The organism is Rhodoplanes sp. P11, assembly GCF_964266735.1.
In the GTDB taxonomy this organism is placed as follows: Bacteria; Pseudomonadota; Alphaproteobacteria; order Rhizobiales; family Xanthobacteraceae; genus Rhodoplanes; species Rhodoplanes serenus.
In genome coordinates this window covers 435,269-460,833 of the sequence record NZ_CAXWGY010000017.1, presented here as the reverse complement: position 1 = coordinate 460,833, position 25,565 = coordinate 435,269, and the positions used below count along the sequence as shown (strand labels likewise).

Sequence of the window (25,565 nt, the reverse complement as noted above, 5' to 3'; positions counted from 1 at the left end):
AGGCGACGGACGTCGATACGTCACCATGCGATCGCGTCACGCGGACAGGCCTCCCTCACGCGGGCAGGTCTCCCGAGCGTGGCCGGCCAAGTCTCGCATCTCCCGTCGTCGCGGCCGCGTCGCGGCCTGAAGGTGAGCCGACCGCCGTGCTGTACGACATGACCCTGCCGCCCGATCACGCCCAGCGCTTCGCCCTCAACGACGAGGTCCATGCGCGACCGCCCGAGGCGCTGACCACGCCGACGCGGGCGTCCTACATCGCCACGGTGTCGCACTGGGACGATCGCGAAGCCGAATGGCAGGGCGTGTGCGACCTCGCGCGCCGGTTCGGCGCCACCGCGCCGTTCCCCGGCTCCAACCACTACAGCGGCCAGCTCGGTCCGTTCCGCCTGGTGTGGGAGCGGCACGGCGAGTTCTCCCGCTACACCTTCATCGCGCCGCTCGGCGAGGGCGACGATCCGTTCGCCGAGCCGGCGATCGCGCTGGCGCCCGCCAACTGGGTGGCGACGCGGCCCGGCCAGATCATCGTCGCGGCCCATGTGGCGGTGGTGCGGGCCGACGGGCTGCCCGATGCCGAGACGATGTCGGCGAAGCTGTTCAACGGCAATGCGCTGGTCGGCGGCCCGGTGTCGGACCGCGCCGCCGTGGCGCTGACCGACTTCCGCATCCACGCCGACGGCTTCGGCCGCTTTCTGGTGCAGGACCGCCACCTGACGCCGCTGCAAGCCGGCCGCCTGGTGCAACGGCTGCTGGAGATCGAGACCTACCGGATGATGGCGCTGCTGGCGCTGCCGGTCGCCCGCGAGCTGACGCCGTTCCTCGGCGCGCGCGAGCGCGAGCTGGCCGAGGTCACCGACGCGCTGGTCAATGCCGACGAGACGGACGAGCCGGTGCTGCTGGAGCGGCTGACCCGGCTGGAGGCCGAGATCGAGAGCCGCGAGGCCGCCAACCTGTTCCGCTTCGGCGCCGCGGTCGCCTATCACGATCTCGTCCAGCGGCGCATCAGCGAGCTGCGTGAGGAGCGCATCCAGGGGCTCCAGACCCTGCGCGAGTTCATGGACCGCCGGCTCGTCCCGGCCATGAACACCTGCCGGGCGGTCGCCGAGCGGCAGCAGTCCCTGTCGGGCCGGGTGGCGCGGGTGACGCAGCTTCTGTCGACCCGCGTCGACATCACCCGCGAGCGGCAGAACCGCGCCGTGCTCGAATCGATGAATCGGCGGGCCAAGCTCCAGCTCCAACTCCAGTCGACCGTCGAGGGCCTGTCGGTCGCGGCCGTCACCTATTACGTGGTCGGCCTCATCGGCTACGGCGCCAAGGGCGCCGCCTCGGCGGGCGTGCCGGTCAGCCCCGAGATCGCCATGGGGGTGAGCATCCCGATCGTCGCCACGCTGGTGTGGCTCGGCCTGCGCGGCTTCCGCAAGCGGGTGGCGCACGGCGAGGCGTGAGGCCAGCGGCAGGGGCTCGGCCACGAGCCTCCTTCGGAGCCGCGGCGGCCGCAAGCCGGCCCGATCGCCGGCGCAAGCCGAACACGGCTGTGCCGCAATGCCGTCAACCTCCTGATTATCATCGTGATACCGCTTCCGATCGGGAACGCGCCGGCGCGACGGCTCTCGCCGTCGCCGCTCTCCGACCGCGCGGCATCGGGTCGATCCGCTCCGCTTCCCCCCACCACCGATCCTCACGAGGCATCGAATGCACAAGCTCCAGCGGTTGCTCCTGGCGGGCACCGTTCTGTCCGGCCTGGCGGGTCTGGCGCCCGTCGCCGCGGCGTCGGATGTCGCCGCCCCCGTGGCCGCCCCCCTGGCCGCCCCCCTGACGCTCGGCCAAATGCTCGCGCAGGCGCCCGAGGCCCAGGAGCGCCCCGGCCAGCCGCCGCGCGGCGCACCGGGTCAACCGCAACGCCCGGGCGGCGCCCGCGAGGGTGGCCCGCCCGCTCCTGGCGGACCGCCGCCCGGCGCGCCCGCGGCCCGCGAGGGTGGCCGTCCCGTGCCGCCACCCCCGAGTGCCCAGACCCCACCGCCCGGCCGCCAGGCGCCACCACCGTCCGCCCAGAGCGAGCAGCCGCCGGCCCGCCCGGGCCGCCCCATGGCGCCGCCCCCGGCTGCCGAAGGCCAGCGCCCCGGTGCGCCGCCGCCGCCCGCCGCTCAGGGCCAGCAGCCACCCGCCGTGCCCGGTCGCCCGGTCGCCCCGCCGCCGGCTGCCGAAGGCCAGCGCCCTGGTGCGCCCCCGCCGCCGCCCGCCGCTCAGGGCCAGCAGCCACCCGTCGTTCCCGGTCGCCCGGTCGCCCCGCCCCCGGCCGCCGAAGGCCAGCGTCCCGGCACACCGCTGCCGCCGCCCGCCGCTCAGGGCCAGCAGCCGCCCGGCGTGCCCGGCCGTCCGGTCGCTCCGCCCCCGGCCGCCGAAGGCCAGCGCCCCGGTGCGCCCCCGCCGCCGCCCGCCGCTCAGGGCCAGCCCATGGCACCACCTCCGGGCCAGGCGGTGGCCCCCGTCGTCGTGCCGTCGACGCAAGGGCAGCCGCTGACACCCGCCGGCGTGCCGGCGCCGACGGCCCAGCAGGCACGCCCGATCCCGGTGGCCCCGAGCGGTGCCGCAGCGGGCTTCGTGCCGCAGTCGGCGCAAGGCCAGCCGCTGCGCCGCATGGACGACCTGCGCGGCGAGCGCCGCGAGATCGTCGAGGGCGGCCGCACCATCATCCGCGAGCCCGACCGCACCATCATCCGCGAGGGCGACCGGACGATCATCCGCCACAACGAGATCGACCGCTTCCGCTATGGCGCCCGCGACGTCCGCGTCGAGCGGCGCGGCGGCGAGCACGTCACCGTGATCGAGCGGCCGAGTGGCGACCGCGTCGTCACCGTGGTGGACGACAACGGCTACCTGCTGCGTCGTACTCGGGTGATGCCGGACGGCCGTGAATACGTGCTGATCGACAACCGGCCGCGCCACGGCTGGGGCGGCGGCGCCGGCTACCCACCCGGACCTCCCGGCCCCGGTCCACGCGGTCCCGGCTTCGGCACCGGGCTCGCGGTCGGCGCCGCCGTCGGCTTCGGCCTCGGCGCCCTGATGGTGGACGTGCCGCCGCCGGTGGTGCGCATCCCACGCGAACGCTACATCGTCGAGACCGAGCGGGCCGATCCGGCGCTGCTCTACGAGACGCTGACGGCACCGCCGGTCGACACCATCGAGCGCGCCTACACGCTCGACGAGATCCGCTACAACGCACCGATCCGCGACCGCATGCGCCGCATCGATCTCGACACGGTGACGTTCGAGTCCGGCTCGTGGGAGCTCGGCCCGGCGCAGATCCAGCTCCTCGCCGGCATCGCCGACGGCCTCAACCGCGCCATCCAGCAGAACCCGCAGGAGGTGTTCCTGATCGAGGGTCACACCGACGCGGTCGGCGCCGACGTCGACAACCTGTCGCTGTCGGATCGCCGCGCCGAGTCGGTGGCGCTCGTGCTCACCCAGCAGTTCGGGGTGCCGGCCGAGAACCTGACCACCCAGGGCTACGGCGAGCAGTACCTCAAGGTGCAGACCGACGGACCGCTGCGGGAGAACCGCCGCGTCACCGTCCGCCGCATCACGCCGCTGCTCACCGGCCAGGCCCAGCCGCAGCCGCAGTGACGGCCGCGATACGCTGACATCGGCGGTGCGACGGTCCTTCGCCGACCCGACGGGACCTCGCACCGCCTCCTCGCAAGCGAGGCTCACGGGATCGCACGACGTGCGATCCCGTTCTTGTGAAGACGGCCGCGGGGCGGTCGGCCGTTAAGGTACGGACGACACCCTCACGCTCTCGTCGGAGGCTTTCATGCGGCTGCCGGTCCGGCTCGCGCTGACGCTCGCCCTCGTTCCAACCCTGTCGTTCGCCCTCCTGCCCGCCCGGGCGGACGCCGAGGAGCGGCCCTCCCAGCGCTATTACGAGCTGCCGAAGGGCGACTATCCGCACGACGTCGCGGTCGGTCCCGCCGGCGAGGTCTGGTACGCCGGCCAGCGCCTCGGCATCGCCGGCCGGCTCGATCCGGAGACCGGCGCGATCGAGCGCATCCCGCTCGGTCAGGGCTCGTCGCCGCACGGCGTCATCGTCGGCCCCGACGGCGCCCCGTGGTTCACCGACGGCGGCCAGAACGCCATCGTGCGGGTCGATCCCGCCACCAAGGCCGTCAAGGTGTGGCCGCTGCCGCCCGAGCGGATGCCCTACGTCAACCTCAACACCGCCGCCTTCGACGGCAAGGGCCGCATCTGGTTCACCGGCCAGAACGGCGTCTACGGCCGGCTCGACCCGAAGACCGGCGACATGCGGGTGTGGGACGCGCCGAAAGGCCGCGGCCCCTACGGCATCACCGGCACGCCGCGCGGCGACATCTGGTTCGTGTCGCTCGCCGGCAGCTATCTGGCGCAGGTCGACCTGGAGAGCGGCGCCGCCACCGTCCACGAGCCGCCGACCAGGAACCAGGGCGCCCGCCGCGTGTGGTCGGACTCCAAGGGCCGCCTGTGGATCAGCGAGTGGAACAGCGGCCATGTCAGCGTCTACGATCCCGCCGCGGCGAGCTGGAAGACGTGGCGGCTGCCGGGCGACAAGCCCCGCACCTACGCCGTCTGGGTCGATCCGGACGACGGCGTGTGGCTGACCGACTGGGGCGCCAATGCGGTGCTGCGCTTCGATCCCAAGACCGAGCGGTTCGAGAGCTTCCCGAGCGACCGGCCCGGCGCCAATGTGCGCCAGCTCCTCGGCCGCAAGGGCGAGGCGTGGATCGCCGAATCCGGCACCGATCGGGTGCGGGTCATCCGCTACGACGCCAAGTGATGTGCCGTCCGCGTCGGGCCGCCGCGATCACGGCGGCCGCGGTGCTGGCCGCCGTCCTCGCCGTGCCGGGGCCCGGCCCCGTCGGCGCCGAGGACGCGGTCGCACGCGGCGCCCGCGCCTTCCAGCGTTGCTATTCCTGCCACACGGTCGATCCGGCCGAGACCGCGACTCTGGAAGGACCGATGCTCGCCGGGATCGTCGGCCGGCGCGCCGCGACGCGCCCGGGCTTCGACTACTCCGACGCCATGCGGGCCGCCGGCGACGCCGGCCTGGTGTGGGACGCCACGACCCTCGACCGCTTCGTCGCCGACCCGCAGGCGGTGGTGCCGGGCACCCGCATGAGCCTGCCGCCGCTCGCCGACCCCGATCTACGCGCCGCCATCGTGGCCTATCTGGCGACGACGGCGGCGCCGTGAGCGCCGCCGCCGCAGGACGCGGGTGATCAGATGCTCGGGATGAAGCCGCCGTCGACGCGGATCACCGAGCCGGTGACATAGGAGGCGCGGGCCGAGGCCAGGAACGCCACCACGTCGCCGTACTCCTTCGGCTCGCCGTAGCGGCCGACCGGGATCGACGCCGTGCTCTCGGCCGACACCTCGTCGACGCTGCGGCTCTCGCGCTTCGCCTTCTGCTCGTCGAGAAACCTGATGCGCGGCGTCGCGACGCGGCCGGGCAGCACGATGTTGACGGTGACGCCGTCGCGGCCGACCTCGCGGGCCAGCGTCTTCGACCAGCCGACCAACGTCAGGCGCAGCGCGTTCGACATGCCGAGATTGGGGATCGGCGCGATCACCCCCGACGACGTCGAGGTGATGATGCGGCCCCACTTGCGCGTCCGCATCTGCGGCAGCACGCGGTCCGTGAGCGCGATCACCGACAGCACCATCGCCTGGAAGTGCTTCGACCACACCGCCGGGTCCTGGCCGCTGGCCGGCGTGGGCGGCGGACCGCCGGTGTTGTTGACCAGAACATCGACCGGGCCGAACGCCGCCTCGATCGCCGCCACATGTCCCTCGATCGCGGCGAGATCGGCGAGGTCCCAGGTCAGCGGCAGCGCCTTGGAGCTGGCGCCTTCGATCGCCGCCGCCGTCCGCTTCAGCGCCTCGCCGTCGATGTCGCCGATGGCGACCCGGGCGCCTTCCTGAGCGAGCGCCAGCGCGATGGCGCCGCCGAGGCCGCCGCCGGCGCCGAGCACCAGCGCCGTCTTGCCCGCGAGTCCGAGGTCCATCTCGGTTCCTTTCTGGTTCTTGGGGAGCGTCGTCGATCGGGCGGGTCCGCGTCCGGCAGGACCCGGATCGCCGAGCCCTACACGGCAGCGTCCCGGCATGCAATGCGCCCCACGCGGGAGACAGGTCGGCCGAACGCGCCGACCTCGTCGCCGGGTCACGGCGCCGGCGTGACACACGGCCTTTACGGGCCGGCTGTCGGCTCCCCATTGTTTTCCTATGTGGTGCCCGCCTATCGGTCCGGCGACCCGCCGGCCGCACCTCCGCCGGTCCGGCCGATCGACATGGACACACCCATGGACCGCCCCTCTTTCGTCCCGCACCCCCTCCCCTCGGCGCATGTGCTGCTGCGTTTCGCCATGCGGCTCGTCGGGCTGGCCGCCGTCGCGGCGATGAGCACCCGCGGCTTCGCGGCGACCTTCGCGGCGCTGCTCGCGCTCGCCGCCTTCTACTGCCTGCTGGTGGCGGTGCAACGCCGCGAGGCACCATTCGGACCCGTGCTCACGCATGTCGACGAGGCCGCCGTCTACGCCCTGTGCGCCGGCCTGCTCTCGCGGCTCTGAGCCCGCATCGCCGCTGCGACGTCCGGTCCATGCACCGGCGACGCATCTCTATGCGGGCTTTATGGCGGAGGGGGCGGCCGCGGTCTCGATTTCATATGCGGGGAGCGGCACATCTTGGCACAGACGCGGCGGACAGCGTGACCCTTTCGAAGCCCGCCGCCGAACCGTCCGAGACACCACTGCGAACCAGCCGAGGATCTCGATGCTCACCGTTCCGACCACCAGGGTTCCGTCCACGACGACCCGCCTCGGGACGACGCTTTGGCACACGACGCTGAGGCACCTGGCCGGGCGCCTCGCCCACGCGCTCGACGCCTATGCGGAGAACCGCATGCGCCAGGCGATCCCGCCGTCCGTGCTGCGCCGCGCCGAGGAGTCCACCCTCCGTCTCCGGCGGCCGCTTCGCGGCGGCCGATCCGGCCGGCGGACACGCGGCCACTGAACCAGCCGCCCCGACCCTCTGCCCACGACCACGACCCATGATCGGCGGCCCGTGCGAGCGGCCGCCGCGACGGCCCCGCCGCAAGGCACGGCCCCTCGCTCATTCGAACCCGGCAAACCTCGACCCGAAAGGATGTTCACCATGAACCCGCAGACCGCCAGCGAGCGCACCACGGAGCCTCCCCAATACTTCATCGGCCGCGACAGCCGGAACCGCTGGGTGGTGCGCGACCACAGCGGCCGCCGCGGCGGCTTCTTCGTCGATCGCGCCGAGGCGCTGCGCTACGCGCTGTTCGAGAACGGCCGCCGTCCGCAAGCCGTGATGATGGTGCCGGGCGTTCTGGAGCTCGACCTCAGCGGCCGCGCCGCCGCGCCGCTGCCCTGCGCGGTCTCGCCCGTCACCCCGCGGCTCGCCAGCCGTCGCGTCGCTTGAGCCACACCGCCCGCCACCGACACGGAGCCGCACCGATGACCAGCTTCGGCGACCTTCGCGCCCAGCTCGCCGGCGCCTCGCCGGCGCTGCCGACCCCGTTCGACCAGGACGGCGCGGTCGACTACGCCGCCTTCGAGCGCTTCTGCGATCTCCAGATCGAGGCCGGTGCGGCGACGCTCGTCGTCTGCGGCACCACCGGCGAGTCGGCGACGCTGTCGGCGGCCGAGCACCGCGAGCTGATCAGACGCGCCGTCGACGTCGCGGCCGGCCGCGTGCCGGTGGTCGCCGGCGCCGGCTCCAACGCCACCGCCCGGGCGATCGAGATGGCCCGCGCCGCCGAGGATCTCGACGCCGACGCCATCCTGTCGGTCGTGCCCTACTACAACAAGCCGACGCAGGGCGGGCTCATGGCGCATTTCGGCGCGATCGCCGACGCCACGGCGCTGCCGGTGATCCTCTACGACGTGCCGTCGCGCACCGCATGCAGCCTCGCCGACGACACCGTGGTGCGGCTCGCCGAGCGCCCCACCGTGATCGGGCTCAAGGACGCCACCGGCGACATCGCCCGTCCAGCGCGGTTGCGGCCGCGGGTCGGCCGCGACTTCCGCCTGCTCTCCGGCGACGACGCGACGGTGTTCAGCTTCCTGCTGCGCGGCGGCGACGGCTGCATCTCGGTGGTCGCCAACCTGGCGCCCGGGCTCTACGGCGAGATGATCCCGGCCTTGCGGCTCGGCCAGATGGCGCGGGCGCAGCGCCACGAGATCGTCGTCGCCCGCATCGCCGCCGCGCTGTTCCAGGAGACCAGCCCGTCGCCGCTCAAATACGCGCTCGGCCTGCTCGGGCTGATGACCCCGACGGTGCGGCTGCCGCTGGTCGGCCCGAGCGATCCGCTGCGCACCGAGCTCGCCACCCTGGTGACGACGCTGTGCAATCGCTATCCGCAGCACCTGATCGGTGCATCGCGACAGCCGCCGGAGCCGGCGCGCGCCGCCGCCGGAGGCTGATCGGCACGGCGGGCGGACGAGACTCGTCGTGCCGAGCCTCCACGACTTCGAGCCGAGCGGCAGCAAAAACGTGGATGGCCGGGACAAGCCCGGCCATGACGGAGGATGCAGTCCGAGAGCACCGCCGCCGGTGTCAGATCTCGTCCGGCGAATCGACCCAGCGCAATCCGGCCTTCGCCAGCGGCTCGCGCATCTTGTACATGTCGAGGCCGAGCTCGCCGGAGGCGAGCCGGCGGCGCTTCTCCTCCTCGGCGGCGACCCGCGCCTCGCCGGCCTTCGCGACCGCGGCAGCGTCGGCCCGCGGCACCACCACGACGCCGTCGTCGTCGGCGACGATCACGTCGCCCGGGTTCACCAGCGCACCGGCGCAGACGACCGGGATGTTGACCGAGCCGAGCGTCGCCTTGACGGTGCCCTTGGCCGAGATCGCCCGCGACCAGATCGGAAAGCCCATCTCGGTGATGGTCTTGACGTCGCGCACGCCGGCATCGATGACCAGCGCGACGCCGCCGCGCGCCTTCAGCGAGGTGGCGAGCAGATCGCCGAACATGCCGTCGGTGTTGTCGGCGGTGACGCCCACCACCATCACGTCGCCGGGCCGGCACTGCTCGATGGCGACATGGATCATCCAGTTGTCGCCCGGCTGCGCCAGCACCGTGACGGCCGAGCCGGCGATGCCGGCTCCCGCATAGATCGGCCGCATGTAGGGCTTCATCAGACCGACGCGGCCCATCGCCTCGTGCACGGTGGCGACGCCGAGATCGGCGAGCGCCGCGACGATGGACGGCTCCGCGCGCGAGATGTTGCGAACGACGACCGGCTTCATGCCAGCTCCTCCAGGGCCATCGGGAACAGCCGCTGATAGGCTTCGCCATAGGTCATCGGCTTGCCGGTGTTACGGCCGCCCTGGACGCCGCGCTGGAGCGCGACGCGCTCGTAATAGGCCCACAGATGCTTCTGGGCCGCCAGGATCTCGAAGGTCTTGCGCTTGATCTCCCACACCTCGTCGATGTTGAGGATCACCTGGGGCTTGAAGTTGCACATCTCCGGCTGGTGCGGCTCGAACAGGAACACCGGCGGCGCCGCATAGCTGTAGCTCGCCTGCGGCTTGTGGCCCATCGCCTGGGCGAGGATGCGGGCCTCCTGGGCGAAGCGCGACGCCTCCGGATGATCGACATTGTAGGGATCGTCCAGCGCGTGGGTGAGCACGAAGCTCGGATTGAGCTCGCGGTAGATGTCGATCAGCCGGTCGAGATGCTGCGCGCCGAGGCGCAGCGGATAGTCCCCGGCATCGAAGAACTCGATCTCGGCGCCGAGCATCGCGGCGGCGCGCTCGGCCTCGTCCTTGCGGCCGGCCTTCACCTGGTCGAGCGTCATGCCCGGCTGCTTCCAGGCGAACTGGCTCTCGCCGCGCTCGCCGTAGGCGAGGCAGACGATCTTGACGCGGTAGCCCTTCTTGGCGTGCAGCGCGATGGCGCCGCCGGCACGCCAGACGAAATCGCCCGGATGGGCGCTGACGACGAGTGCTGTCTTGCTCATGGGAGCCTCGTTCTTGCCTGACATGACGGCTCTGGTCCGGATCACAGAGTTCGTCACGGCCGGGCTTGTCCCGGCCATGACGCCGCGAGCAGAGGCTACAGAGAGCGGCTACTGCTTCGGAATGCCGGCCTTGTCGATGACGGCAGACCAGCGGCGGATATCGACCGCCAGGCGTTCGCCGAGATCGGCCGGCGTGCTCGGCGTCGCCACGATGCCGAGCTCCAGCAGCTTCGCCTTCACCTCGGGCTCGACCAGCACCTCCTGGAGACCGGCGTTGAGGGCGCGCAACGCCTCCTCGGGTGTGCCCTTCCTGGCGAACAGCGCGTTCCACGAGGTGGCGTCGAAGCCCGGCACGGTGCTCGCCGCCGGCGGCACGTCGGGCAGCACCACCGACTGCTTGGCGCCCGAGGTGGCGAGCGCCACCAGGCTCTTGTCCTCGACCGAGCCCTTCAGCGAGGCGTAGGAATCGACGATGAGCTGGGCGTCGTTGCGCAGCATCGACACCATGGCGTCCGGCGTCGTGCGGTAGGTGACGATCTGTGCGTCGATGCCGGATTCGGCCTTGAACAGCACGGCGCTGAGATGCTGGGTCGAGCCGGCCGTGATGGTGGCGATGTTGAGGGCGCCGGGGCGCGCCTTGGCATCGGCGAGCAGGTCGGCGAGCTTGGTGTAGCCGGTCTGCTTGTTGGTCGCCAGGATGAAGTCGAACAGGCCGAGGGTCGAGATCGGCACGAACTCGTTGATCGGGTCGAACGGAAGCTGCTTGAACAGGCCGACGCTGACCGCCGTGCCGTTGGAGAACAGCGCCAGCGTGTAGCCGTCCGGCGCCGCCGAGGCGACCCGGCTGGCGGCGAGCGAGCCGCCGGCACCGGGCGCGTTCTCGATGACGAAGCGCTGGCCGAGCTTGTCGCCGAGCCGCTCGGTGACGATGCGCACCGTGATGTCGGCGACGCCGCCGGGGCCGAACGGCACCACCACCTTGATGGGTCGCACCGGATACTTCGCCTGCGCGAAGGCCGGGCCGGACAGGACGCTCGGGGCCGCGAGGCCGCCGGCAGCGGCGCCCGCGAGGCCGCACAGCAGGGTGCGGCGGCTCAGGAAGGGGGCGGTGTCTCGGGTCATGATTCAATCCTCGTGGTGAAGCCGCCGGTCACGCGGAGAAGCCGAACAGACGGGCCGGATTGTCGACCAGGAGCTTCTGCCGAACGGTGGCGTCAGGGGCATAGAGGGCGACGAGGTCGACGAGGTCGCCGTCGTCGGGCATCGCCGGCACGTTGGGGTGTGGCCAGTCGGTGCCCCACAGCAAGCGGTCGGGATCGATCTCGACGAGCCGCTGCGCGAAGGGCACGACGTCGTGATAAGGCGCGCCCGCCGACGACACGCGCTCGGCGCCGGTGAGCTTGATCCAGCACTTCGGATCGCCGGCGTAGCGCTCGCACAGCGCCCGGAACGCCGGCTGGTCGACGCCGAGGCGGGCCTCGACGACGCCGATGTGGTCGATCACATACGGGATGGGTAGGCGGTCGAGCACCGGCGCGAAGCCGTCGAGATCCTTGGCCGGAAGGTAGAGGTCGACATGCCAGCCGTGCGGCGCGATGCGGCGGACCACCGTGTCGAAGCGCGACATGTCGGGCCGGCCGCCGAGGCGGGCCAGGAAGGTGAAGCGGCAGCCGACGATGCCGGCGGCGGCGAGGCGGCCGATCTCGGCCTCCGAGAAGCTCGCGTCGACATTGGCGATGCCCTTGTAGCGGCCGCCGCTCGCCGCGATCGCGTCGGTCACCACCAGGTTGTCGCAGCCGTGCGGGGTCGCGTTGACCAGCACGGCGCGCGCGATGCCCATGCGCGCCTGCATCCATTGCAGCTTGGCGAGCGGCGCATCGGGCGGCGTGTAGGGACGATCGGCCACGTAGGGGTATTTCGCGTCCGGCCCGAACACATGGCAGTGGGTATCGCAGGCGAGCGGCGGCAAGGCGAGGCGGGGCGTCCGCGGATCGGGATGCGGCGGCGGGATGGTCGGGATCGGACTCATCGGGATCTTTCCTGGCGGTCCGCACGGACGGGCAACCGCCCCGCGGATAGTCCGGCGCGGCGCCGGGCGATCGGCGTGCCGATCCGGGGCGGGATGAAAACCGGAGGCCGGCACGGCCGATCGCCGCGTCGCGACCGGGAGCATGGCGCCGGGCCGCTCCCTGAACAAATGACATTATTGGGCCTATTGGTGAGATCGGCTCACCAATCTGGGAACCCATGCGCTGCACGCGGTGCACGGGTCGCGCCACGGGGTCACGCCCCCGCCGCAGCTCTCAGGGACGGCTGCGCAGGGTGCGGCGGATGATGCGCAACAGATCCTCGGCGGCCGGCGACAGCGGCAGGCCGCGCTTCACCACGACGCCGAGCGAGCGCGACACCGCCGGCTGACGCAGCGCCACCGTGGCGATGCCGGTGCGGCCGCTCGCCTCGACGGCGAGGCGCGGCACCACCGCGAGGCCGACGCCGGCGCTGACGAGACTGACCGCGGTGGAGAGGTGCTGCACCTCGTAGCGCCACGCCAGCGCGTCGCGCCGCGCTCCGAGCGCGTCGTCGATCAGGATGCGGTTGCCGGTCTGCGGGCTCACCCGCACCAGCGGCTGGCCCTCTAGATCCGCCCAGGTGATGCTCTTGCGCGCCGCGAACTCGTGCTCGGCCGGGCAGACCAGGACGAACGGCTCCTTCAGAAGCTCGGTGATCTCCAGGTCCCAGCGGTTGGCCGACACGATGGTGATGCCGAACGCGGCGCGGCCGGCCTGCACATGATCGGCGATCTCGCTCGCCGAATTGTCGAACACCTGCACCTCGAGGCCCGGATAGAGCCGGGTAAACTCGGCCAGCACCCGCGGGATGTAGCGGATCGAGACGGTCGGCAGGCAGCCGATGGCGAGCCGCGCCTGCCGGGCCCGCCCCTGTCGCCGGAGATCCTCGAACGACTGGCTGGCCTCCTCGACGATCCGTCGCGCCCGCGGCAGCAGCTCGAGCCCCGCCGGGGTGAGCGCCACCCGGCGGGTGGTGCGGGCCAGCAGCTTGACGCCCAGCGCATCCTCCAGCTTGCGCATGCGGTGGCTGAGCGCCGTCTGCGACAGGTTGAGATGCGCCGCGGCGCGGTGGAAGCTGCCGCGCTCGGCGATGCTGAGAAACGCTTCCAGGCCGAGGAAGTCGATGCGCACGGCGGCTCCTTCGCACGGGATCGGCGCCACTGTAGCCCAGCACGCCCGACCGCGACGATTTTAGGAGTTTCCCTCACGGCCCGCTCACCGCGGCCTGCAAATTCGCGGCCCGGCACGGCTCGCCTTATCGCACCGGAGAGGGAGCCGGCGACACGCTAACGGTGTTGTCGAACTCCGGGGAGGCGTGTCGTGGGATACTCGGCGGACCGGCGGGCCTGGCATGGCGACGGCATCGCCTTGACCGTGGAACGTGGCGCGGCGCCGCCGCCTGAAATGCCGACCTGGCGGGTCACCGCCTGGGACACCGAGACCGGCGCCCTGCTCGGCCGCTGCGAGATCGCCGCCGACGACTGGCCGCTCGCGCCCGACGCGGTGCTGGACCGGATCGGCGGTCGCTTTCGGCTGGAGGCGGTGCGGGTCGACCTCGCCACCGCCCGGCTCTCGCTGCTGACCCGCCGCGTCGCGCACATCTGCGGGCGACGACGGAGCGCCGCCCGCCGCTGGCGTCGCCGTGCCGACGGCGGAGAGACGACCGGCCGCGTCGCCGCGGCCGGATGAGTTTCGGCGTCAGCTCTCCGCAGCGGCGGCCTCGGCGGCCGCCAGCCGGCGCTGCCGGCGATAGCGCCGCAGCACCCGCCGCCGCGCCTGGAGGCGCAGCCAGCCCTTGCCGCCGCGCTCGCCGCCAATCAGCCGCTGCACGCCGACGAACAGCATCGGCACCATCAGGAGCGCCAGCACCACCACGGCGATCATGCCGCCGGCGACGCCGGTGCCGAGCGCCTGCTGGCTCTTGGCGCTGGCTCCGGAGGCGATCACCATGGGGGCGACACCCGACACGAAGGCGAAGCCGGTCATCAGGATCGGGCGGAAGCGCAGCCGCGCCGCCTCGACGGTGGCCTGGGCGAGCGGCATGCCGGCGAGATTGAGGTCGCGGGCGAAGCCGACGATCAGGATGGCGTCCTTGGCGGCGAGCCCGATGATGGTGATCAGGCCGATGGTGAAGTAGACGTCGTTGGGCATCGCCCGCGCCGTCACCGCCAGCACGGCGCCGAGCATGCCGAGCGGCACCACCAGCAGCACCGCGATCGGGATCGTCCAGCTCTCGTAGAAGGCGGCCAGCACCAGGAACACCACCAGGGCCGACAGCGCCAGCAGGAACGGCGCCTGCGAGCCCGCCGCCTTCTCCTGGAGCGACTGGCCGGTCCACTCGAAGCCGAAGCCGCGCGGCAGCGTGCCGGCGATCCGTTCCATCTCGGCGATGGCGTCGCCCGAGGTGAAGCCCGGCTTGGCGGAGCCGCTGACGCGCACCGACGGGTAGTAGTTGAAGCCGACCACCTGGCTCGGCCCGACCGACCACTTGACGGTGGCGAAGGACGAGAACGGCACCAGCGTGCCCTTGTCGTTGCGGACATTGAAGCCGAGGATGTCCTCGGCCTTCATCCGGGCGCCGTTGTCGGCCTGCACGATGACGCGCTGCATGCGGCCGCGATTGGGGAAGTCGTTGATGTAGGACGAGCCGAGATTGGTCGAGATGGTGGAGTTGATCTCCTGGAAGGCGACCCCGAGGGCGGCGGCCTTCTCGCGGTCGATCATCAGCTCGATCTGCGGCGCCGGCGGCAGGCCCTCGACATAGACGTCCTGGAGGATCGGGCTCTTGCGGGCCGCGTCGAGCAGCATGTCACGGGCCCGCATCAGCTCGGCATAGCCCTTCTGGCCGCGATCCTGGAGACGGAAGCTGAAGCCGGACGAGTTGCCGAGGTTGTCGATCGGCGGCGGCTGGAGCGCCGAGATGTCGGCGTCCTTGATGCCGGCGAGGCTGCGGTTGACGTCGGCCACGATGGCGGCGGCCGAGTCGTTCGGGCCGCGCTTCGACCAGTCGTCCAGGGTGACGAACGCCTGCGCCGTGTTGGCGCCCTGGCCGAGGAAGCTGAACCCGGTGATGAAGGTGATGTTGTCGACGCCGTCGCGGTTCATCAGGAACTGCTCGACCCGCTGCACCACGTCGAGCGTGCGGTTGAACGAGGCGTCGGGCGGCGTCTGCACGTCGGTGGTGATGAAGCCCTGGTCGTCCACCGGCAGGAAGCCGGCGGGCAGCCGCGCGAACATCCAGCTCATCGCCACCACGATGGCCAGGAAGGCCACCAGCATCCGCCCCGAGCGCGCCAGCGACCAGCCGACGAAGCGGCCGTAACCGTCGCGCGTACGGTCGAGGCCGCGGTTGAAGATGCCGAACACGCCGCGCTTCTCGCCGTGGTGAGTCACCGGCTTGAGCAGCGTGGCGCACAGGGCGGGCGTCAGCGATAGCGCCATCAGGGCCGAGAAGCCGATCGCCGCCACCATGGTGATGGAGAACTGGCGGTAGACGATGCCGACCGAGCCGGGGAAGAACGCCATCGGCACGAACACCGCCATCAGCACCAGCGTGATGCCGACGATGGCGCCGGAGATCTGCCGCATCGCCTTGCGGGTGGCCTCGCGCGGCGGCAAGCGCTCCTCCACCATGATGCGCTCGACGTTCTCGACCACCACGATGGCGTCGTCGACCAGGATGCCGATCGCCAGCACCATGGCGAACAGCGTCAGCATGTTGATGGAGAAGCCGCCGATCAACAGCACCGCGCAGGTGCCGAGCAGCGCCACCGGCACCACGACGGTGGGAATGATGGTGTAGCGGATGTTCTGGAGGAACAGGAACATCACGATGAACACCAGCACCACGGCCTCGGCCAGCGTCATCAGCACCTTCTTGATCGACGCCTGCACCACCGGGGTGATGTCGTAGGGGATCTGGTACTTGATGTTCTGCGGGAAGAACTTCGACAGCTCCTCCATCTTGGCCTGCACGGCGCGGGCGGTGGCCAGCGCGTTGCCGGTCGGCGACAAGAGCACCGAGAGGCCGGCGGTGGGCTGGCCGTTCAGGCGCGTGGTGAACTGGTAGTTGAGGCCGCCGACCTCGATGCGCGCCACATCACGCAGCCGCACGGTCGAGCCGTCGGCGTTGGCGCGCAGCACGATACTGCCGAACTCGTTCGGCGAGGCGAGCTGACCCTTGACCAGCACCATGGAGGAAACCGGCTGGCCGGTGCGGCTCGGCTCGGCTCCGATGCTGCCGGATGCGACCTGGGCGTTCTGTGCCTCGATCGCCTTGGTGACGTCGTCGGCCGTGAGGTTGTAGCCGACGAGCCGGGCCGGATCGAGCCACACGCGCAATGCGCGCTCGGTCGAGTAGAGGGTGGCACGGCCGACGCCCGGGATGCGCCGGATCTCGCCCAGCACGTTGCGGATCATGAAGTCGCCGAGGCCGATCTCGTCGAGGCTGCCGTCGGTCGAGGATAGCGTGATGATCTGGAGGACGGCGCTCGACGCCTCCTCGATCAGGATGCCCTGCTGGATCACGGCGCGCGGCAGGCGCGCCTCCACCCGCTTGATGCGGTTCTGCACCTCGACGGAGGCGAGGCTCGGATCGGTGCCGGGGACGAAGTTGGCGAGGATCTCGACCTGTCCGAGCGAGTCGGAGGTCGACTCGAAGTTGAGGATGCCGCTGGCGCCGTTCAACTCCTCCTCGATCAGCCGGGTGACGCTGTTGTACAGGTTCTCGGGCGAGGCGCCCGGATAGCTGGTCGACACCGAGATCGACGGGGGCGCAATGATCGGATACTGCGCCACCGGCAGAAACGGGATCGCCAGCGCCCCGAACAGGCAGATGAACAGCGCCACCACCACCGCGAAGATGGGGCGGTCGATGAAGAAGGCCGGCATCGTGCAGAGCCGCCGTCAGCGCGTGATCGAGGCGGTGGCGTCACCGGCCTGATCGACGGCCGCCGCGCGGGTCGGGCGGCGCTGCCATGGCACCGGATCGACGAGATCGCCGGGCACGAACTTCTGGAAACCCTCCACGACCACCCGGTCGCCGGGCTTGGCGCCGTCCAGCAGCAGCCACTGGTCGTCGACGACGCGGCCGAGCCGCACGGGCTTCGGATGCGCGCGGTTGTCGTCGCGGACCAGGAACAGGCGGCTGTCGCCGTCGTCGCCGCGCTGCACCGCCTGGAGCGGCACCGCGAGCGAATCACCGTCGATGCCCTGCTCGATCTGCACGCGGACATACATGCCGGGCAGGAGCTCGCCCTTGGGGTTGGGGAACTCGCCGCGCAGCGTCACCTGGCCGGTCGAGGGATCGACGCTGGCGTCGGAGAACAGCAGCCGGCCGGGATGCGGATAGAGGGTGCCGTCGCCGAGCACCAGGCGCACCTTGGCGGCGTCGGGCGCCACCTGCTCGAGCGCCCCGGTCTCGAAGTCGCGGCGAAGCTGCTGGAGCTCCTCCACCGACTGGGTGAAGTCGGCATAGACGCGATCGAGCTGCTGCACCGTGGTGAGATGGGTCGCTTCGCCCTGCCCGACCAGCGCGCCCTCGGTGACGAGGGCACGGCCGACGCGGCCGGGGATCGAGGAGCGTACATTGGTGTAGCCGAGGTTGAGCTCGGCGCGGGCGACATCGGCCTTGCGGGCGGCGACATCGGCCTGCGCCTGGCGCCAGGTGGCGATCGCGGTCTCGTGCTGGACCTGCGAGGCGGCGCGGCTGCTGGCCAACTCGTCCATGCGCTTGGCCTGCTTCTCGGATTGCTCGAGCACCGCCTCGGCCTTGGCGAGCGCCGCCTTGGCGGCGTCGAGCTCGACCTCGTAGGGGCGCGGATCGATGCGATAGAGCACGTCGCCGGCCTGCACGTCGGCACCCTGGAGGAACGGCCGCTCGACCACGATGCCGGCCACACGAGCGCGCACCTCGGCGATGCGGATCGGCGCGATGCGGCCGGGCAGCTCGCGCACATAGGGGCGCGGCGCCGGATGCAGGGTGACGACGGAGACTTGCGGCGGGCCGGACTGGGCGGTCGGCGGCGATGTCTGCGCCTCGGTGCAGGCGGCGAGGCCGAGCACCCCGAGAAGCACCACGGAGCGCCAGTTCGCGAAGGCCCGAACAGTGGGCAAGGTCATCGTCGTCATCTCCAGTCACAAAAACAGTTGGACGCGAGCCGGGGAGCCCACGCCGTGTGCGGCATCACGGCCGCTCGTTGTGCCCGGCTGATTCGCATCCGCCGGGGTCGCGTCATTCTCGTGAGGACCTCGCCGAGATCGAACCCATGGGATGACGGGATTGTTCGCCATGCCCCTCGAATGGCGACCGAGAGGGTCGGGCGAACCGGGCGGCACGCCGCCGCCTCGTCGTCATCCCACGAACATCGATCTCTTTACTCCGGGCCTCCGACCGAGCCGGTCGTCACCCTCGGGCTCCCCCTGACCGCGGCGGCCCCTCCAGTGGAGTGTCCCGCCCACGGCGTTACGGCATTATTAACAGCCGTTCAGTTTCCTATTCAGAGCACGAATACGGCAGAAATTTGCTGCACGTCTCATGGCGAGGGGAGAGACGCTCCGTGCAACAAGCCGATACCTACAGTAAAGGATGAGGAACAACTCGAAGAAAATCGAAATTGTACTTGGGCTCTTCAGGCCGCGAATCACATTCGACTTGCAGTGGTCCCATAACAGAATGTTGGTATTGAAAGAAGTGTGACCCGACAATTGGTCACGTCGTCGCACACGCAGATGGTGCGGCGCGGGGTCGCGAAAATCGGCGCCCGAGGACGCCAGCGGCGGCGATCCTCCTGGACCGCCGCCGCTTTCCGCAATGCCGTGGATGTGAGTTCGGAGCGACGCCGGCCCGGCACCGGCGCGCAGCCGCGGCCGTCAGAGCGGAATCCGATCCAACTGGATCGGACCCGCTCTAGAAGTCCTTGCGTGATCGCATTGTCGACGGCGAACCGGAGTCCGCTTCGCCGGACAATGCTCTAGCGCGCCGCCGCGAAGCCCCCCGCGGCCGGCACCGCCGGCGCCTGGCCGTGCGACAATTCGCGCCACAGCTTGTCGGCGGCCTCCTGGGCACCCGGCGGCAGCCGATGGGCGATGCCGCGGTGGCAATCGATGCAGGTGCCGGCGTTCCGCACCGCCTCCTGGTGCTTCTCGGCCGAGCGCTTCTCCTGCACCGACCAGTCCATGTGAATGAAGTCGTGGCAGTTGCGGCACTCGCGGCTGTCGGTGGTCTTCATCGTGCGCCACACATTGGTGGCGAGCTGAAGCCGCTTGGCGTTGAACTTCTCGGGCGTATTCACGCTGCCGAGGAAATGGTGCAGCAGCTCGTTGGACGCCTGCACCTTACGCACCATCTTGTGACGCCAGTCCTTGGGGACATGGCAGTCAGTGCACACCGCCCGCACGCCGGTGCGGTTGGTGTAGTGCACGGTCTGGCGATACTCGCGGAAGACGTTCGCCTCCATCTCGTGGCACGAGATGCAGAACGCCTCGCTGTTGGTCGCCTCCACCACGGTGTGGAAGCCACCCCAGAAGGCGATGCCGGCGAAGAAGCCGACAATCAGCAGCGCGCCGAGCGACAGCGTTCCGGACGGCGTCCAGAACCATCGCCACAGGCGGCGCAGGGCACCGGGCCGGGAGGCAGGCGGCGCGGCCGCCTCGGCCGCGGGCACCGGCCCCGTCGCGGCCGGACCCGGGTTCGGGGACTGGTCGTTCATCGGTCCGATCCTCTTCCTGCGCCGGCCGGACACGGGTCCGCACCCCGGCGCCGCACCGTCATCACTTCACTTCGGTGGCGTTCTGGAACGTGCTCTGCACGAGCGGCTTGGCGTCGAGCTGCGGGACGTGGCACTGGGTGCAGAAGAACCGGGTGCCGGACACCTTGTCGAGCCGGTTGCCCTCGCGGTCGTTGTAGTGCGTCTCCGACACTTTCGGCGCGCCGGCCTTGATGTTGGCGGGCCAGTCGTGACACGTCATGCACTGGTTGAAGTCCTTGGTGACCTGATAGGTCTCGATCCGGTGCGGGATCAGCGGCGGCTGCTGCCGATAGGCGCGCCCGAACATGCCGTCGGCCGGCGTGTCCTGCTTGACCACCGCGGGGGGCGGCGCCGGCTCCTCCAGCCCGATGTCGCCGCGCAGCGTCTTGACGGTCTGCGAACGGTCCTGCGCGACGCCCGGCCCGGCGAGCGTGAGCGCGATCACCGCGAACCCGGCGACCAGGACGGCGACGAAGCCACCCACTCCGGCCTGTCGACGCCGCCGCGAGCCGGCGATCTCTTCGCCGCGACGGGCTGTCGTGTCGTCGATCATGATCGTCCTCCATCGGCGAAACGGGGTCATCGGTTCAGGCCCTTTCCAGTGCGGCCGGCGCCGGCCGTCCGGCGGGGCGCGGGGCAGACGCCGGCGGCGCGTCCACGCGCGTGTCGAAACGGTGGGTGAGCGAGAACACCCGCTCGGGGCAGACATCGACGCAGCGCCCGCACACCGTGCAGTCGCCCGAGACGATCACCGGGCCGGCGCCCTCGCGGCCGCGCAGCGCCGGCGCGATGACGTGCGGCTCCGGGCACACGGCGAAGCAGTCCAGGCAGTCGTCGCAGCGGGCCCGGCCGCGCGCCGCGACGCGCAGCAGCGTCGCCTTGCCGATCAGCCCGTAGGTGGCGCCGACCGGGCAGAGATGGCCGCACCAGCCGTCGCGGGCGACGACGAGATCGAAGGCGAACACCGCAGCCACCACCACGAGCCCGGCGAGCCCGCCGAACAATGCCGCCCGGTAGACGAGTGTCACCGGGTTGATCAGCTCGAACGCGATGGTGCCGGTAGCGGCCGACGCCGCCAGGATGGCGAAGGCGGCGAGCCACCGCGTCTCGCGGCGCATCACCCAGCCCTTCTCGATGCCGAGCCGACGCCGCAGCCAGGCGGCCAGATCGGTGACCGGATTGATCGGGCAAGCCCAGGCACAGAACGTGCGGCCGCCGAACACCAGATAGAACGCCACCACGATGCCGAGGCCGGTGAGGGCCGTCGCCTCCGGCCAGTGGCGCGCGGCGAGCGATTGCAGCACCACGAACGGATCGGTGAGCGGCATCACATCGAGGGTGAGGCTCGCCGACAGCGTGCCCTTGGCGATCCACACGCCGGCGAGTGGCCCGCTGAGGAACAGCGCCAGCACGCCGAGCTGAGTGAGGCGGCGCAGCACCAGCAGGCGGTGCGCCCGCCAGAAGCCGTGCTGCGCCCAGGCGGCGCGGCCGGGAATGCGGCGGGCCGTCATGGCTTCACCTCCGGCAGCCGATCGGGCAGATCGATCAGCCCGGGCACCAGCTCCTCGCCGGCCTTGCGCTTCTCCTCCCAGCCGCGCCGGTAGTGCGCATCCTGGCGGCCGGCCGCGAGCCCGATCGGCAGCACCTTGATGGCGGCCTCGGTGAGCACGCAGGACTTCTCGCACTTGCCGCAGCCGGTGCAGGCGTCCGGATGAACGACCGGCTCGAACACCGCGTGCTTGCCGGTGCGGCGATTGTGGGACTGCTCCAGGGTGATCGCCTTGTCGATCACCGGGCAGACGCGATAGCAGACGTCGCAGCGCAGGCCTTGGAGATTGAGGCAGGTGTCGCGCGACACGATGACGGCGACGCCCATGCGGGCCGCCGTGATGTCGACCAGGGACTTGTCGAGCGCGCCGGTCGGGCACGCCTTCACGCACGGGATGTCCTCGCACATCTCGCACGGGATGTTTCGCGCCCGGAAGTACGGGGTGCCGCCGGCGGGGCCGGCCGCGAGATCGGCGAGCTTGAGCGTGTCGTAGGGGCAGGCCCGCACGCACAGGCCGCAGCGCACGCAGGCCGCCAGGAAGTTCGGCTCCGGCAGCGCGCCGGGCGGACGCAGCGCATCGGCCGGCAGCGATCGTGACTGGCGGGCGAGCAGCGCGAGCGCGAGACCGCCGACGCCCGCGCCCATCGCCGTGCGCAGGGTGCCCTGCACGAAGCGGCGGCGGTTGACGCTATGGTGGGGCTCTGACGCCATCTCGACTCACATTCGCCTTCCGTCACCCGTCATGCGCGGGCTCGACCCGCGCATCCATCCTGTGAAGACGACGCTCGCCGTCGTCGTTCGATGGATGGCCGGGTCAGGCCCGGCCATGACGGCCTCATCTGCTCGCGACGCACCGCCGTCGGCTCAGACCGGCACCACCTTGCAGGCCGCCTTCTTGAAGTCGGTCTCCTTGGAGATCGGACAGGTGGCATCCAGCGTCAGCTTGTTCACCAGCTGCGCCTCGTCGAAGAACGGGATGAAGACGAGGCCCGGCGGCACCTTGTTGCGGCCGCGCGTCTCCACCCGGGTCACCACCTCGCCGCGGCGGGTCGCCACCTTGACGAGCTGGCCGCGCCGCAGCCCGCGGCTCATGGCGTCGTCCGGATGCATGAACAGCTGCGCGGTCGGGTAGGAGCGATGCAGCTCCGGCACCCGGCGCGTCATCGAGCCGGAATGCCAGTGCTCCAGCACGCGGCCGGTGCACAGCCACAGATCGAAGTCCTTGTCGGGGCTCTCGGCCGCCGGCTCGTACGGGCAGAAGATGATGCGCGCGCGGCCATCCGGCTTGCCGTAGAACTTCACCCCCTCGCCCGCCTTGACGTAGGGGTCGTAGCCCTCGCGGAAGCGCCACAGCGTCTCCTTGCCGTCGACCACCGGCCAGCGCAGGCCACGCGCCTTGTGGTAGGTCTCGAACGGCGCGAGATCGTGTGCCTTGCCACGACCGAACACCGCGTACTCTTCGAACAGCCCCTTCTGGACATAGAAGCCGAACGCGGTGGACTCGTCGTTGTCGAAGCCCTGCTGAAGCTCCGACAGCGGGAACTTGTTCACGACGCCGTTGGCATACAGCACGTCGTAGAGCGTCTTGCCGCGATACTCCGGCTTCTTGGCGATCAGCTCCTCGGGCCACACCTCCTCGACCTTGAAGTATTTCGAGAACTCGATGGTCTGCCAGAGATCGGAGCGCGCCTCGCCCGGCGCCTTGACCTGCTGGCGCCAGAACTGGCCGCGCCGCTCGGCATTGCCGTACGCGCCCTCCTTCTCCATCCACATGGCGGTCGGCAGGATCAGGTCGGCGGCGAGCGCCGTCACGGTCGGATACGGATCGGAGACCACCACGAACGCATCGGGGTTTCGGTAGCCCGGCAGCCCCTCCTGATTCATGTTGGGGGCGGTCTGCATGTTGTTGGTGCACTGGACCCAGTAGGCGTTGAGCTTGCCGTCCTTGAGCATCCGGTGCTGCACCACGGCGTGGTAGCCGATGTTGCCCGGGATGGTGCCTTCGGGAAGCTGCCAGATCTTCTCGCTGATCGCCCGGTGCTGCGGGCTGGTCACCACCATGTCGGCGGGCAGCCGGTGCGCGAAAGTGCCGACCTCGCGGGCGGTGCCACAGGCCGACGGCTGGCCGGTGAGCGAGAACGGGCCGTTGCCCGGCTCGGAGATTTTTCCGGTCAGCAGATGGATGTTGTAGACGAGATTGTTCACCCAGGTGCCGCGGGCATGCTGGTTGAAGCCCATGGTCCAGTACGACACCACCTTCTTCTTCGGGTCGGCATAGAGCTTGGCCAGCCGCACCAGCTTCTCGGGCTCGACGCCGGAGAGCTTGGCCGTGTACTCGAGCGTGTACTTGGACACCGCCTCCTTGTATTGCTCGAAGGTGATGTCGCGCATGCCGGCGGGATCGAGCGCGCCGTCCTTGCCGGCCTTGTGAGAGGCGTTCTTCGCCTTCTCCTCCAGCGGATGGCTGGGCCGCAGGCCGTAGCCGATGTCCTCGACCGTGTGGGCGAAGGCGACGTGCTTGCCGACGAAGTCCTGATTCACGGCGCCGTTCTGGATGATCCAGTTGGCGATGAAGTTGAGGATCGCCAGGTCGGACTGCGGCACGAAGATCATGCCGTTGTCGGCCAGCTCGAAGCTGCGGTGCTCGTAGGTGGAGAGCACATGCACCTCGCAGCCGTCGTGGGTCAGCCGCCGGTCGGTGAGGCGCGACCACAGGATCGGGTGCATCTCGGCCATGTTGGCGCCCCACAGCACGAAGCCGTCGGCGTGCTCGAGGTCGTCGTAGCAGCCCATCGGCTCGTCGATGCCGAAGGTGCGCATGAAGCCGGCGACCGCCGACGCCATGCAGTGGCGCGCATTGGGATCGAGATTGTTGGAGCGGAAGCCGGCCTTGTAGAGCTTGGCGGCGGCGTAGCCTTCCCACACGGTCCACTGGCCGGAGCCGAACATGCCGACCGCCGAGGGGCCGCCCTTCTTGAGCGCCGCCTTCCACTTCTCGGCCATGATCTCGAACGCCTGCGCCCAGGTGATCGGGGCGAAGTCGCCGGTCTTGTCGAACTTGCCGTTGCGCATGCGCAGCAGCGGCCGCGTCAGGCGGTCCTCGCCATACATGATCTTGGAGAGGAAGTAGCCCTTGATGCAGTTGAGGCCGCGGTTGACCGGCGCATCGGGATCGCCCTGGGTGGCCACGATGCGGCCGGCCTTGACGCCGACCAAGACGCCGCAGCCGGTGCCGCAGAAGCGGCATACGCCCTTGTCCCAGCGGATGCCGTCCGGCCGCGTCACCTGCGCCGCAGCCTCGGTGTCGGGAAGCGCCACGCCGGCGGCCGCCGCGGTGGCCGCCACGGCGGCCAGCTTCATGGTGTCGCGTCGCGTCTGCTCGGACATTGCTTCAAGCCTCCATGACGTGCGGGGCGGCGGAGCCGCGGTCCTGGTCGAATCCGTGATAGACGAGCGCCGCGGCGACGACGCCGGGGAGCCGGTGAATGGCCGCGAGACCGTCGAGCGCGGTCGCCTGCGGGGTGTCTTCCAGCGTCACGATCAGCCGACCGCCATCGGCGGCGCCGTGCAGCTCGCTGCCGGGAATCTCACCGAGCGCGCGCGCCACCTCGTCGGCGCGGTCCGGAACGGTGTGGACGAGGACGCCGCAGACATTCATGCGCGGTTCTCCGGGTCGGTCTGGGTGTCGAGCGAGGTATCGCGGATCGAGACAGCGAGGACGCCGGGGAGCGCCGTGATGGCGCCGAGCGCCGCGGCGACGTGATCGCACCGCACGGCGGCGACCAGGCGCCCGCCTGGCGCGGCGGTGACACGATCGACTCCATCGATGCCGGGAATGGCCGCAGCGACGGCATCGATTCGAGCCGGGTGCGCACGAACCAGCAGGCAGGCAGCCGCCGGGCTGTCGTCCTCGGCCGCCGCGCTCGCCACCGCCCTGCTGGGTTCGGCCGCGCTCGACCGCGCTCCGGCTGCTCCGCTCGGGTCGCGACTCCACGCGCCCCCGAGGAAGCGGCGACGATCGACGGCGGCCACCCGGTGGCCGGCTGACGGTAATGACTTGCGGAACACGGGATCGCTTCAGGTCGGACGAGAGCTGCGGTTCGACGAAGGGATGCAACACGGCGGGACATCGAGCCGACAGATAGCCGAGCAAATCGGCGGGATCGTTGATCCGGATCAGTCAATA

General features: G+C 70.9%; 24 protein-coding genes. 9 read left to right on the top strand and 15 right to left on the bottom strand.

The window, feature by feature from the left end; genetic code table 11:
* Nucleotides 1-146: 146 nt before the first annotated feature.
* The 4 genes from ACFQUV_RS16600 to ACFQUV_RS16585 all read left to right on the top strand — a co-directional run bounded on the left by ACFQUV_RS16600 (nucleotide 147) and on the right by ACFQUV_RS16585 (nucleotide 5,223).
* A complete protein-coding gene (locus tag ACFQUV_RS16600; protein WP_207211362.1) occupies nucleotides 147-1,445 on the top strand; it encodes a DUF3422 family protein in 1,299 nt (432 codons plus the stop codon).
* A 247-nt stretch (nucleotides 1,446-1,692) separates the two neighbouring features.
* Nucleotides 1,693-3,624, top strand: coding sequence for an OmpA family protein (locus ACFQUV_RS16595; RefSeq protein ID WP_378395284.1), 1,932 nt, complete (start codon nucleotides 1,693-1,695; stop codon nucleotides 3,622-3,624).
* A gap of 187 nt (nucleotides 3,625-3,811) precedes the next feature.
* Nucleotides 3,812-4,807 (top strand): lyase, encoded by a 996-nt coding sequence (locus ACFQUV_RS16590; protein ID WP_165364052.1) that lies wholly within the window; start codon nucleotides 3,812-3,814, stop codon nucleotides 4,805-4,807.
* Nucleotides 4,807-5,223 carry a cytochrome c family protein gene (locus ACFQUV_RS16585; protein ID WP_129610325.1) on the top strand — a complete coding sequence of 139 codons (417 nt, stop codon included), beginning with the start codon at nucleotides 4,807-4,809 and terminating at the stop codon, nucleotides 5,221-5,223. The genes ACFQUV_RS16590 and ACFQUV_RS16585 overlap by 1 nt, the downstream gene beginning before the upstream one ends.
* A 26-nt stretch (nucleotides 5,224-5,249) precedes the next feature.
* On the opposite strand, the gene ACFQUV_RS16580 is transcribed toward ACFQUV_RS16585, so the two are convergent.
* On the bottom strand, nucleotides 5,250-6,035 hold the full coding sequence (locus tag ACFQUV_RS16580) for an SDR family oxidoreductase (protein ID WP_129610323.1): 786 nt from the start codon (nucleotides 6,033-6,035) through the stop codon (nucleotides 5,250-5,252).
* A gap of 294 nt (nucleotides 6,036-6,329) precedes the next feature.
* Between ACFQUV_RS16580 and ACFQUV_RS16575 the strand changes: the two genes are divergently transcribed.
* The 4 genes from ACFQUV_RS16575 (at nucleotide 6,330) to dapA (ending at nucleotide 8,474) form a co-directional block, all read left to right on the top strand.
* Nucleotides 6,330-6,596, top strand: a complete 267-nt coding sequence (locus tag ACFQUV_RS16575; RefSeq protein WP_111387271.1) for a hypothetical protein — start codon at nucleotides 6,330-6,332, stop codon at nucleotides 6,594-6,596.
* 202 nt (nucleotides 6,597-6,798) lie between these two features.
* The gene (locus ACFQUV_RS16570) at nucleotides 6,799-7,038 is read left to right on the top strand and encodes a hypothetical protein (RefSeq protein ID WP_129610321.1); all 240 of its coding nucleotides are present in this window, start codon (nucleotides 6,799-6,801) and stop codon (nucleotides 7,036-7,038) included.
* A gap of 141 nt (nucleotides 7,039-7,179) precedes the next feature.
* Nucleotides 7,180-7,470 (top strand): hypothetical protein, encoded by a 291-nt coding sequence (locus ACFQUV_RS16565; protein WP_129610319.1) that lies wholly within the window; start codon nucleotides 7,180-7,182, stop codon nucleotides 7,468-7,470.
* 35 nt (nucleotides 7,471-7,505) lie between these two features.
* A complete protein-coding gene (dapA, locus tag ACFQUV_RS16560; RefSeq protein WP_129610317.1) occupies nucleotides 7,506-8,474 on the top strand; it encodes a 4-hydroxy-tetrahydrodipicolinate synthase in 969 nt (322 codons plus the stop codon).
* A 133-nt stretch (nucleotides 8,475-8,607) separates the two neighbouring features.
* Here dapA and ACFQUV_RS16555 read toward each other — a convergent pair whose 3' ends face one another.
* From ACFQUV_RS16555 to ACFQUV_RS16535, 5 genes are all read right to left on the bottom strand, one after another.
* Nucleotides 8,608-9,300: a 4-carboxy-4-hydroxy-2-oxoadipate aldolase/oxaloacetate decarboxylase gene (locus ACFQUV_RS16555; protein WP_129610315.1), complete on the bottom strand. Its 693-nt coding sequence runs from the start codon at nucleotides 9,298-9,300 to the stop codon at nucleotides 8,608-8,610.
* Entirely contained in the window at nucleotides 9,297-10,013 is a 717-nt protein-coding gene (locus ACFQUV_RS16550) for a PIG-L deacetylase family protein (RefSeq protein ID WP_129610313.1), read from the bottom strand. Before ACFQUV_RS16550 ends, ACFQUV_RS16555 begins: the two co-directional genes overlap by 4 nt.
* A 108-nt stretch (nucleotides 10,014-10,121) precedes the next feature.
* The gene (locus ACFQUV_RS16545; RefSeq protein ID WP_129610312.1) at nucleotides 10,122-11,135 is read right to left on the bottom strand and encodes a tripartite tricarboxylate transporter substrate binding protein; all 1,014 of its coding nucleotides are present in this window, start codon (nucleotides 11,133-11,135) and stop codon (nucleotides 10,122-10,124) included.
* Between the two features lie 28 nt (nucleotides 11,136-11,163).
* A complete protein-coding gene (locus ACFQUV_RS16540; RefSeq protein ID WP_129610310.1) occupies nucleotides 11,164-12,042 on the bottom strand; it encodes an amidohydrolase in 879 nt (292 codons plus the stop codon).
* A gap of 274 nt (nucleotides 12,043-12,316) precedes the next feature.
* Entirely contained in the window at nucleotides 12,317-13,213 is an 897-nt protein-coding gene (locus ACFQUV_RS16535) for a LysR family transcriptional regulator (RefSeq protein ID WP_155481554.1), read from the bottom strand.
* 189 nt (nucleotides 13,214-13,402) lie between these two features.
* Between ACFQUV_RS16535 and ACFQUV_RS16530 the strand changes: the two genes are divergently transcribed.
* Nucleotides 13,403-13,771 (top strand): hypothetical protein, encoded by a 369-nt coding sequence (locus tag ACFQUV_RS16530; RefSeq protein ID WP_129610306.1) that lies wholly within the window; start codon nucleotides 13,403-13,405, stop codon nucleotides 13,769-13,771.
* 9 nt (nucleotides 13,772-13,780) lie between these two features.
* On the opposite strand, the gene ACFQUV_RS16525 is transcribed toward ACFQUV_RS16530, so the two are convergent.
* The 9 genes from ACFQUV_RS16525 to ACFQUV_RS16485 all read right to left on the bottom strand — a co-directional run bounded on the left by ACFQUV_RS16525 (nucleotide 13,781) and on the right by ACFQUV_RS16485 (nucleotide 25,447).
* Nucleotides 13,781-16,972 (bottom strand): multidrug efflux RND transporter permease subunit, encoded by a 3,192-nt coding sequence (locus tag ACFQUV_RS16525; RefSeq protein WP_129610304.1) that lies wholly within the window; start codon nucleotides 16,970-16,972, stop codon nucleotides 13,781-13,783.
* A gap of 15 nt (nucleotides 16,973-16,987) precedes the next feature.
* Entirely contained in the window at nucleotides 16,988-18,202 is a 1,215-nt protein-coding gene (locus tag ACFQUV_RS16520) for an efflux RND transporter periplasmic adaptor subunit (RefSeq protein ID WP_129610302.1), read from the bottom strand.
* Nucleotides 18,203-19,053: 851 nt separating this feature from the next.
* A complete protein-coding gene (locus tag ACFQUV_RS16515; protein WP_111383405.1) occupies nucleotides 19,054-19,791 on the bottom strand; it encodes a NapC/NirT family cytochrome c in 738 nt (245 codons plus the stop codon).
* Nucleotides 19,792-19,852: 61 nt separating this feature from the next.
* Nucleotides 19,853-20,383 carry a nitrate reductase cytochrome c-type subunit gene (locus ACFQUV_RS16510; RefSeq protein ID WP_129610299.1) on the bottom strand — a complete coding sequence of 177 codons (531 nt, stop codon included), beginning with the start codon at nucleotides 20,381-20,383 and terminating at the stop codon, nucleotides 19,853-19,855.
* A gap of 34 nt (nucleotides 20,384-20,417) precedes the next feature.
* Nucleotides 20,418-21,341 (bottom strand): quinol dehydrogenase ferredoxin subunit NapH, encoded by a 924-nt coding sequence (gene napH, locus ACFQUV_RS16505; protein ID WP_111383407.1) that lies wholly within the window; start codon nucleotides 21,339-21,341, stop codon nucleotides 20,418-20,420.
* Nucleotides 21,338-22,090: a ferredoxin-type protein NapG gene (gene napG / locus ACFQUV_RS16500; RefSeq protein WP_129610298.1), complete on the bottom strand. Its 753-nt coding sequence runs from the start codon at nucleotides 22,088-22,090 to the stop codon at nucleotides 21,338-21,340. The genes napH and napG overlap by 4 nt, the downstream gene beginning before the upstream one ends.
* A 153-nt stretch (nucleotides 22,091-22,243) precedes the next feature.
* Nucleotides 22,244-24,766, bottom strand: a complete 2,523-nt coding sequence (gene napA / locus ACFQUV_RS16495; protein ID WP_129610296.1) for a nitrate reductase catalytic subunit NapA — start codon at nucleotides 24,764-24,766, stop codon at nucleotides 22,244-22,246.
* 4 nt (nucleotides 24,767-24,770) lie between these two features.
* The gene (locus ACFQUV_RS16490) at nucleotides 24,771-25,037 is read right to left on the bottom strand and encodes a chaperone NapD (protein ID WP_111383410.1); all 267 of its coding nucleotides are present in this window, start codon (nucleotides 25,035-25,037) and stop codon (nucleotides 24,771-24,773) included.
* On the bottom strand, nucleotides 25,034-25,447 hold the full coding sequence (locus ACFQUV_RS16485) for a chaperone NapD (protein WP_129610294.1): 414 nt from the start codon (nucleotides 25,445-25,447) through the stop codon (nucleotides 25,034-25,036). Before ACFQUV_RS16485 ends, ACFQUV_RS16490 begins: the two co-directional genes overlap by 4 nt.
* Nucleotides 25,448-25,565: the final 118 nt, after the last annotated feature.

Excerpts from the sequence above, each read along its gene's own strand:
- ACFQUV_RS16595 (WP_378395284.1), top strand. The coding sequence starts at position 1,693 with ATGCACAAGCTCCAGCGGTTGCTCCTGGCGGGCACCGTTCTGTCCGGC.
- ACFQUV_RS16590 (WP_165364052.1), top strand. The coding sequence starts at position 3,812 with ATGCGGCTGCCGGTCCGGCTCGCGCTGACGCTCGCCCTCGTTCCAACC.
- ACFQUV_RS16585 (WP_129610325.1), top strand. The coding sequence starts at position 4,807 with ATGTGCCGTCCGCGTCGGGCCGCCGCGATCACGGCGGCCGCGGTGCTG.
- ACFQUV_RS16580 (WP_129610323.1), bottom strand. The coding sequence starts at position 6,035 with ATGGACCTCGGACTCGCGGGCAAGACGGCGCTGGTGCTCGGCGCCGGC.
- ACFQUV_RS16575 (WP_111387271.1), top strand. The coding sequence starts at position 6,330 with ATGGACCGCCCCTCTTTCGTCCCGCACCCCCTCCCCTCGGCGCATGTG.
- ACFQUV_RS16570 (WP_129610321.1), top strand. The coding sequence starts at position 6,799 with ATGCTCACCGTTCCGACCACCAGGGTTCCGTCCACGACGACCCGCCTC.
- ACFQUV_RS16565 (WP_129610319.1), top strand. The coding sequence starts at position 7,180 with ATGAACCCGCAGACCGCCAGCGAGCGCACCACGGAGCCTCCCCAATAC.
- dapA (WP_129610317.1), top strand. The coding sequence starts at position 7,506 with ATGACCAGCTTCGGCGACCTTCGCGCCCAGCTCGCCGGCGCCTCGCCG.
- ACFQUV_RS16555 (WP_129610315.1), bottom strand. The coding sequence starts at position 9,300 with ATGAAGCCGGTCGTCGTTCGCAACATCTCGCGCGCGGAGCCGTCCATC.
- ACFQUV_RS16550 (WP_129610313.1), bottom strand. The coding sequence starts at position 10,013 with ATGAGCAAGACAGCACTCGTCGTCAGCGCCCATCCGGGCGATTTCGTC.
- ACFQUV_RS16545 (WP_129610312.1), bottom strand. The coding sequence starts at position 11,135 with ATGACCCGAGACACCGCCCCCTTCCTGAGCCGCCGCACCCTGCTGTGC.
- ACFQUV_RS16540 (WP_129610310.1), bottom strand. The coding sequence starts at position 12,042 with ATGAGTCCGATCCCGACCATCCCGCCGCCGCATCCCGATCCGCGGACG.
- ACFQUV_RS16525 (WP_129610304.1), bottom strand. The coding sequence starts at position 16,972 with ATGCCGGCCTTCTTCATCGACCGCCCCATCTTCGCGGTGGTGGTGGCG.
- ACFQUV_RS16520 (WP_129610302.1), bottom strand. The coding sequence starts at position 18,202 with ATGACCTTGCCCACTGTTCGGGCCTTCGCGAACTGGCGCTCCGTGGTG.
- ACFQUV_RS16515 (WP_111383405.1), bottom strand. The coding sequence starts at position 19,791 with ATGAACGACCAGTCCCCGAACCCGGGTCCGGCCGCGACGGGGCCGGTG.
- ACFQUV_RS16510 (WP_129610299.1), bottom strand. The coding sequence starts at position 20,383 with ATGATCGACGACACGACAGCCCGTCGCGGCGAAGAGATCGCCGGCTCG.
- napH (WP_111383407.1), bottom strand. The coding sequence starts at position 21,341 with ATGACGGCCCGCCGCATTCCCGGCCGCGCCGCCTGGGCGCAGCACGGC.
- napG (WP_129610298.1), bottom strand. The coding sequence starts at position 22,090 with ATGGCGTCAGAGCCCCACCATAGCGTCAACCGCCGCCGCTTCGTGCAG.
- napA (WP_129610296.1), bottom strand. The coding sequence starts at position 24,766 with ATGTCCGAGCAGACGCGACGCGACACCATGAAGCTGGCCGCCGTGGCG.
- ACFQUV_RS16490 (WP_111383410.1), bottom strand. The coding sequence starts at position 25,037 with ATGAATGTCTGCGGCGTCCTCGTCCACACCGTTCCGGACCGCGCCGAC.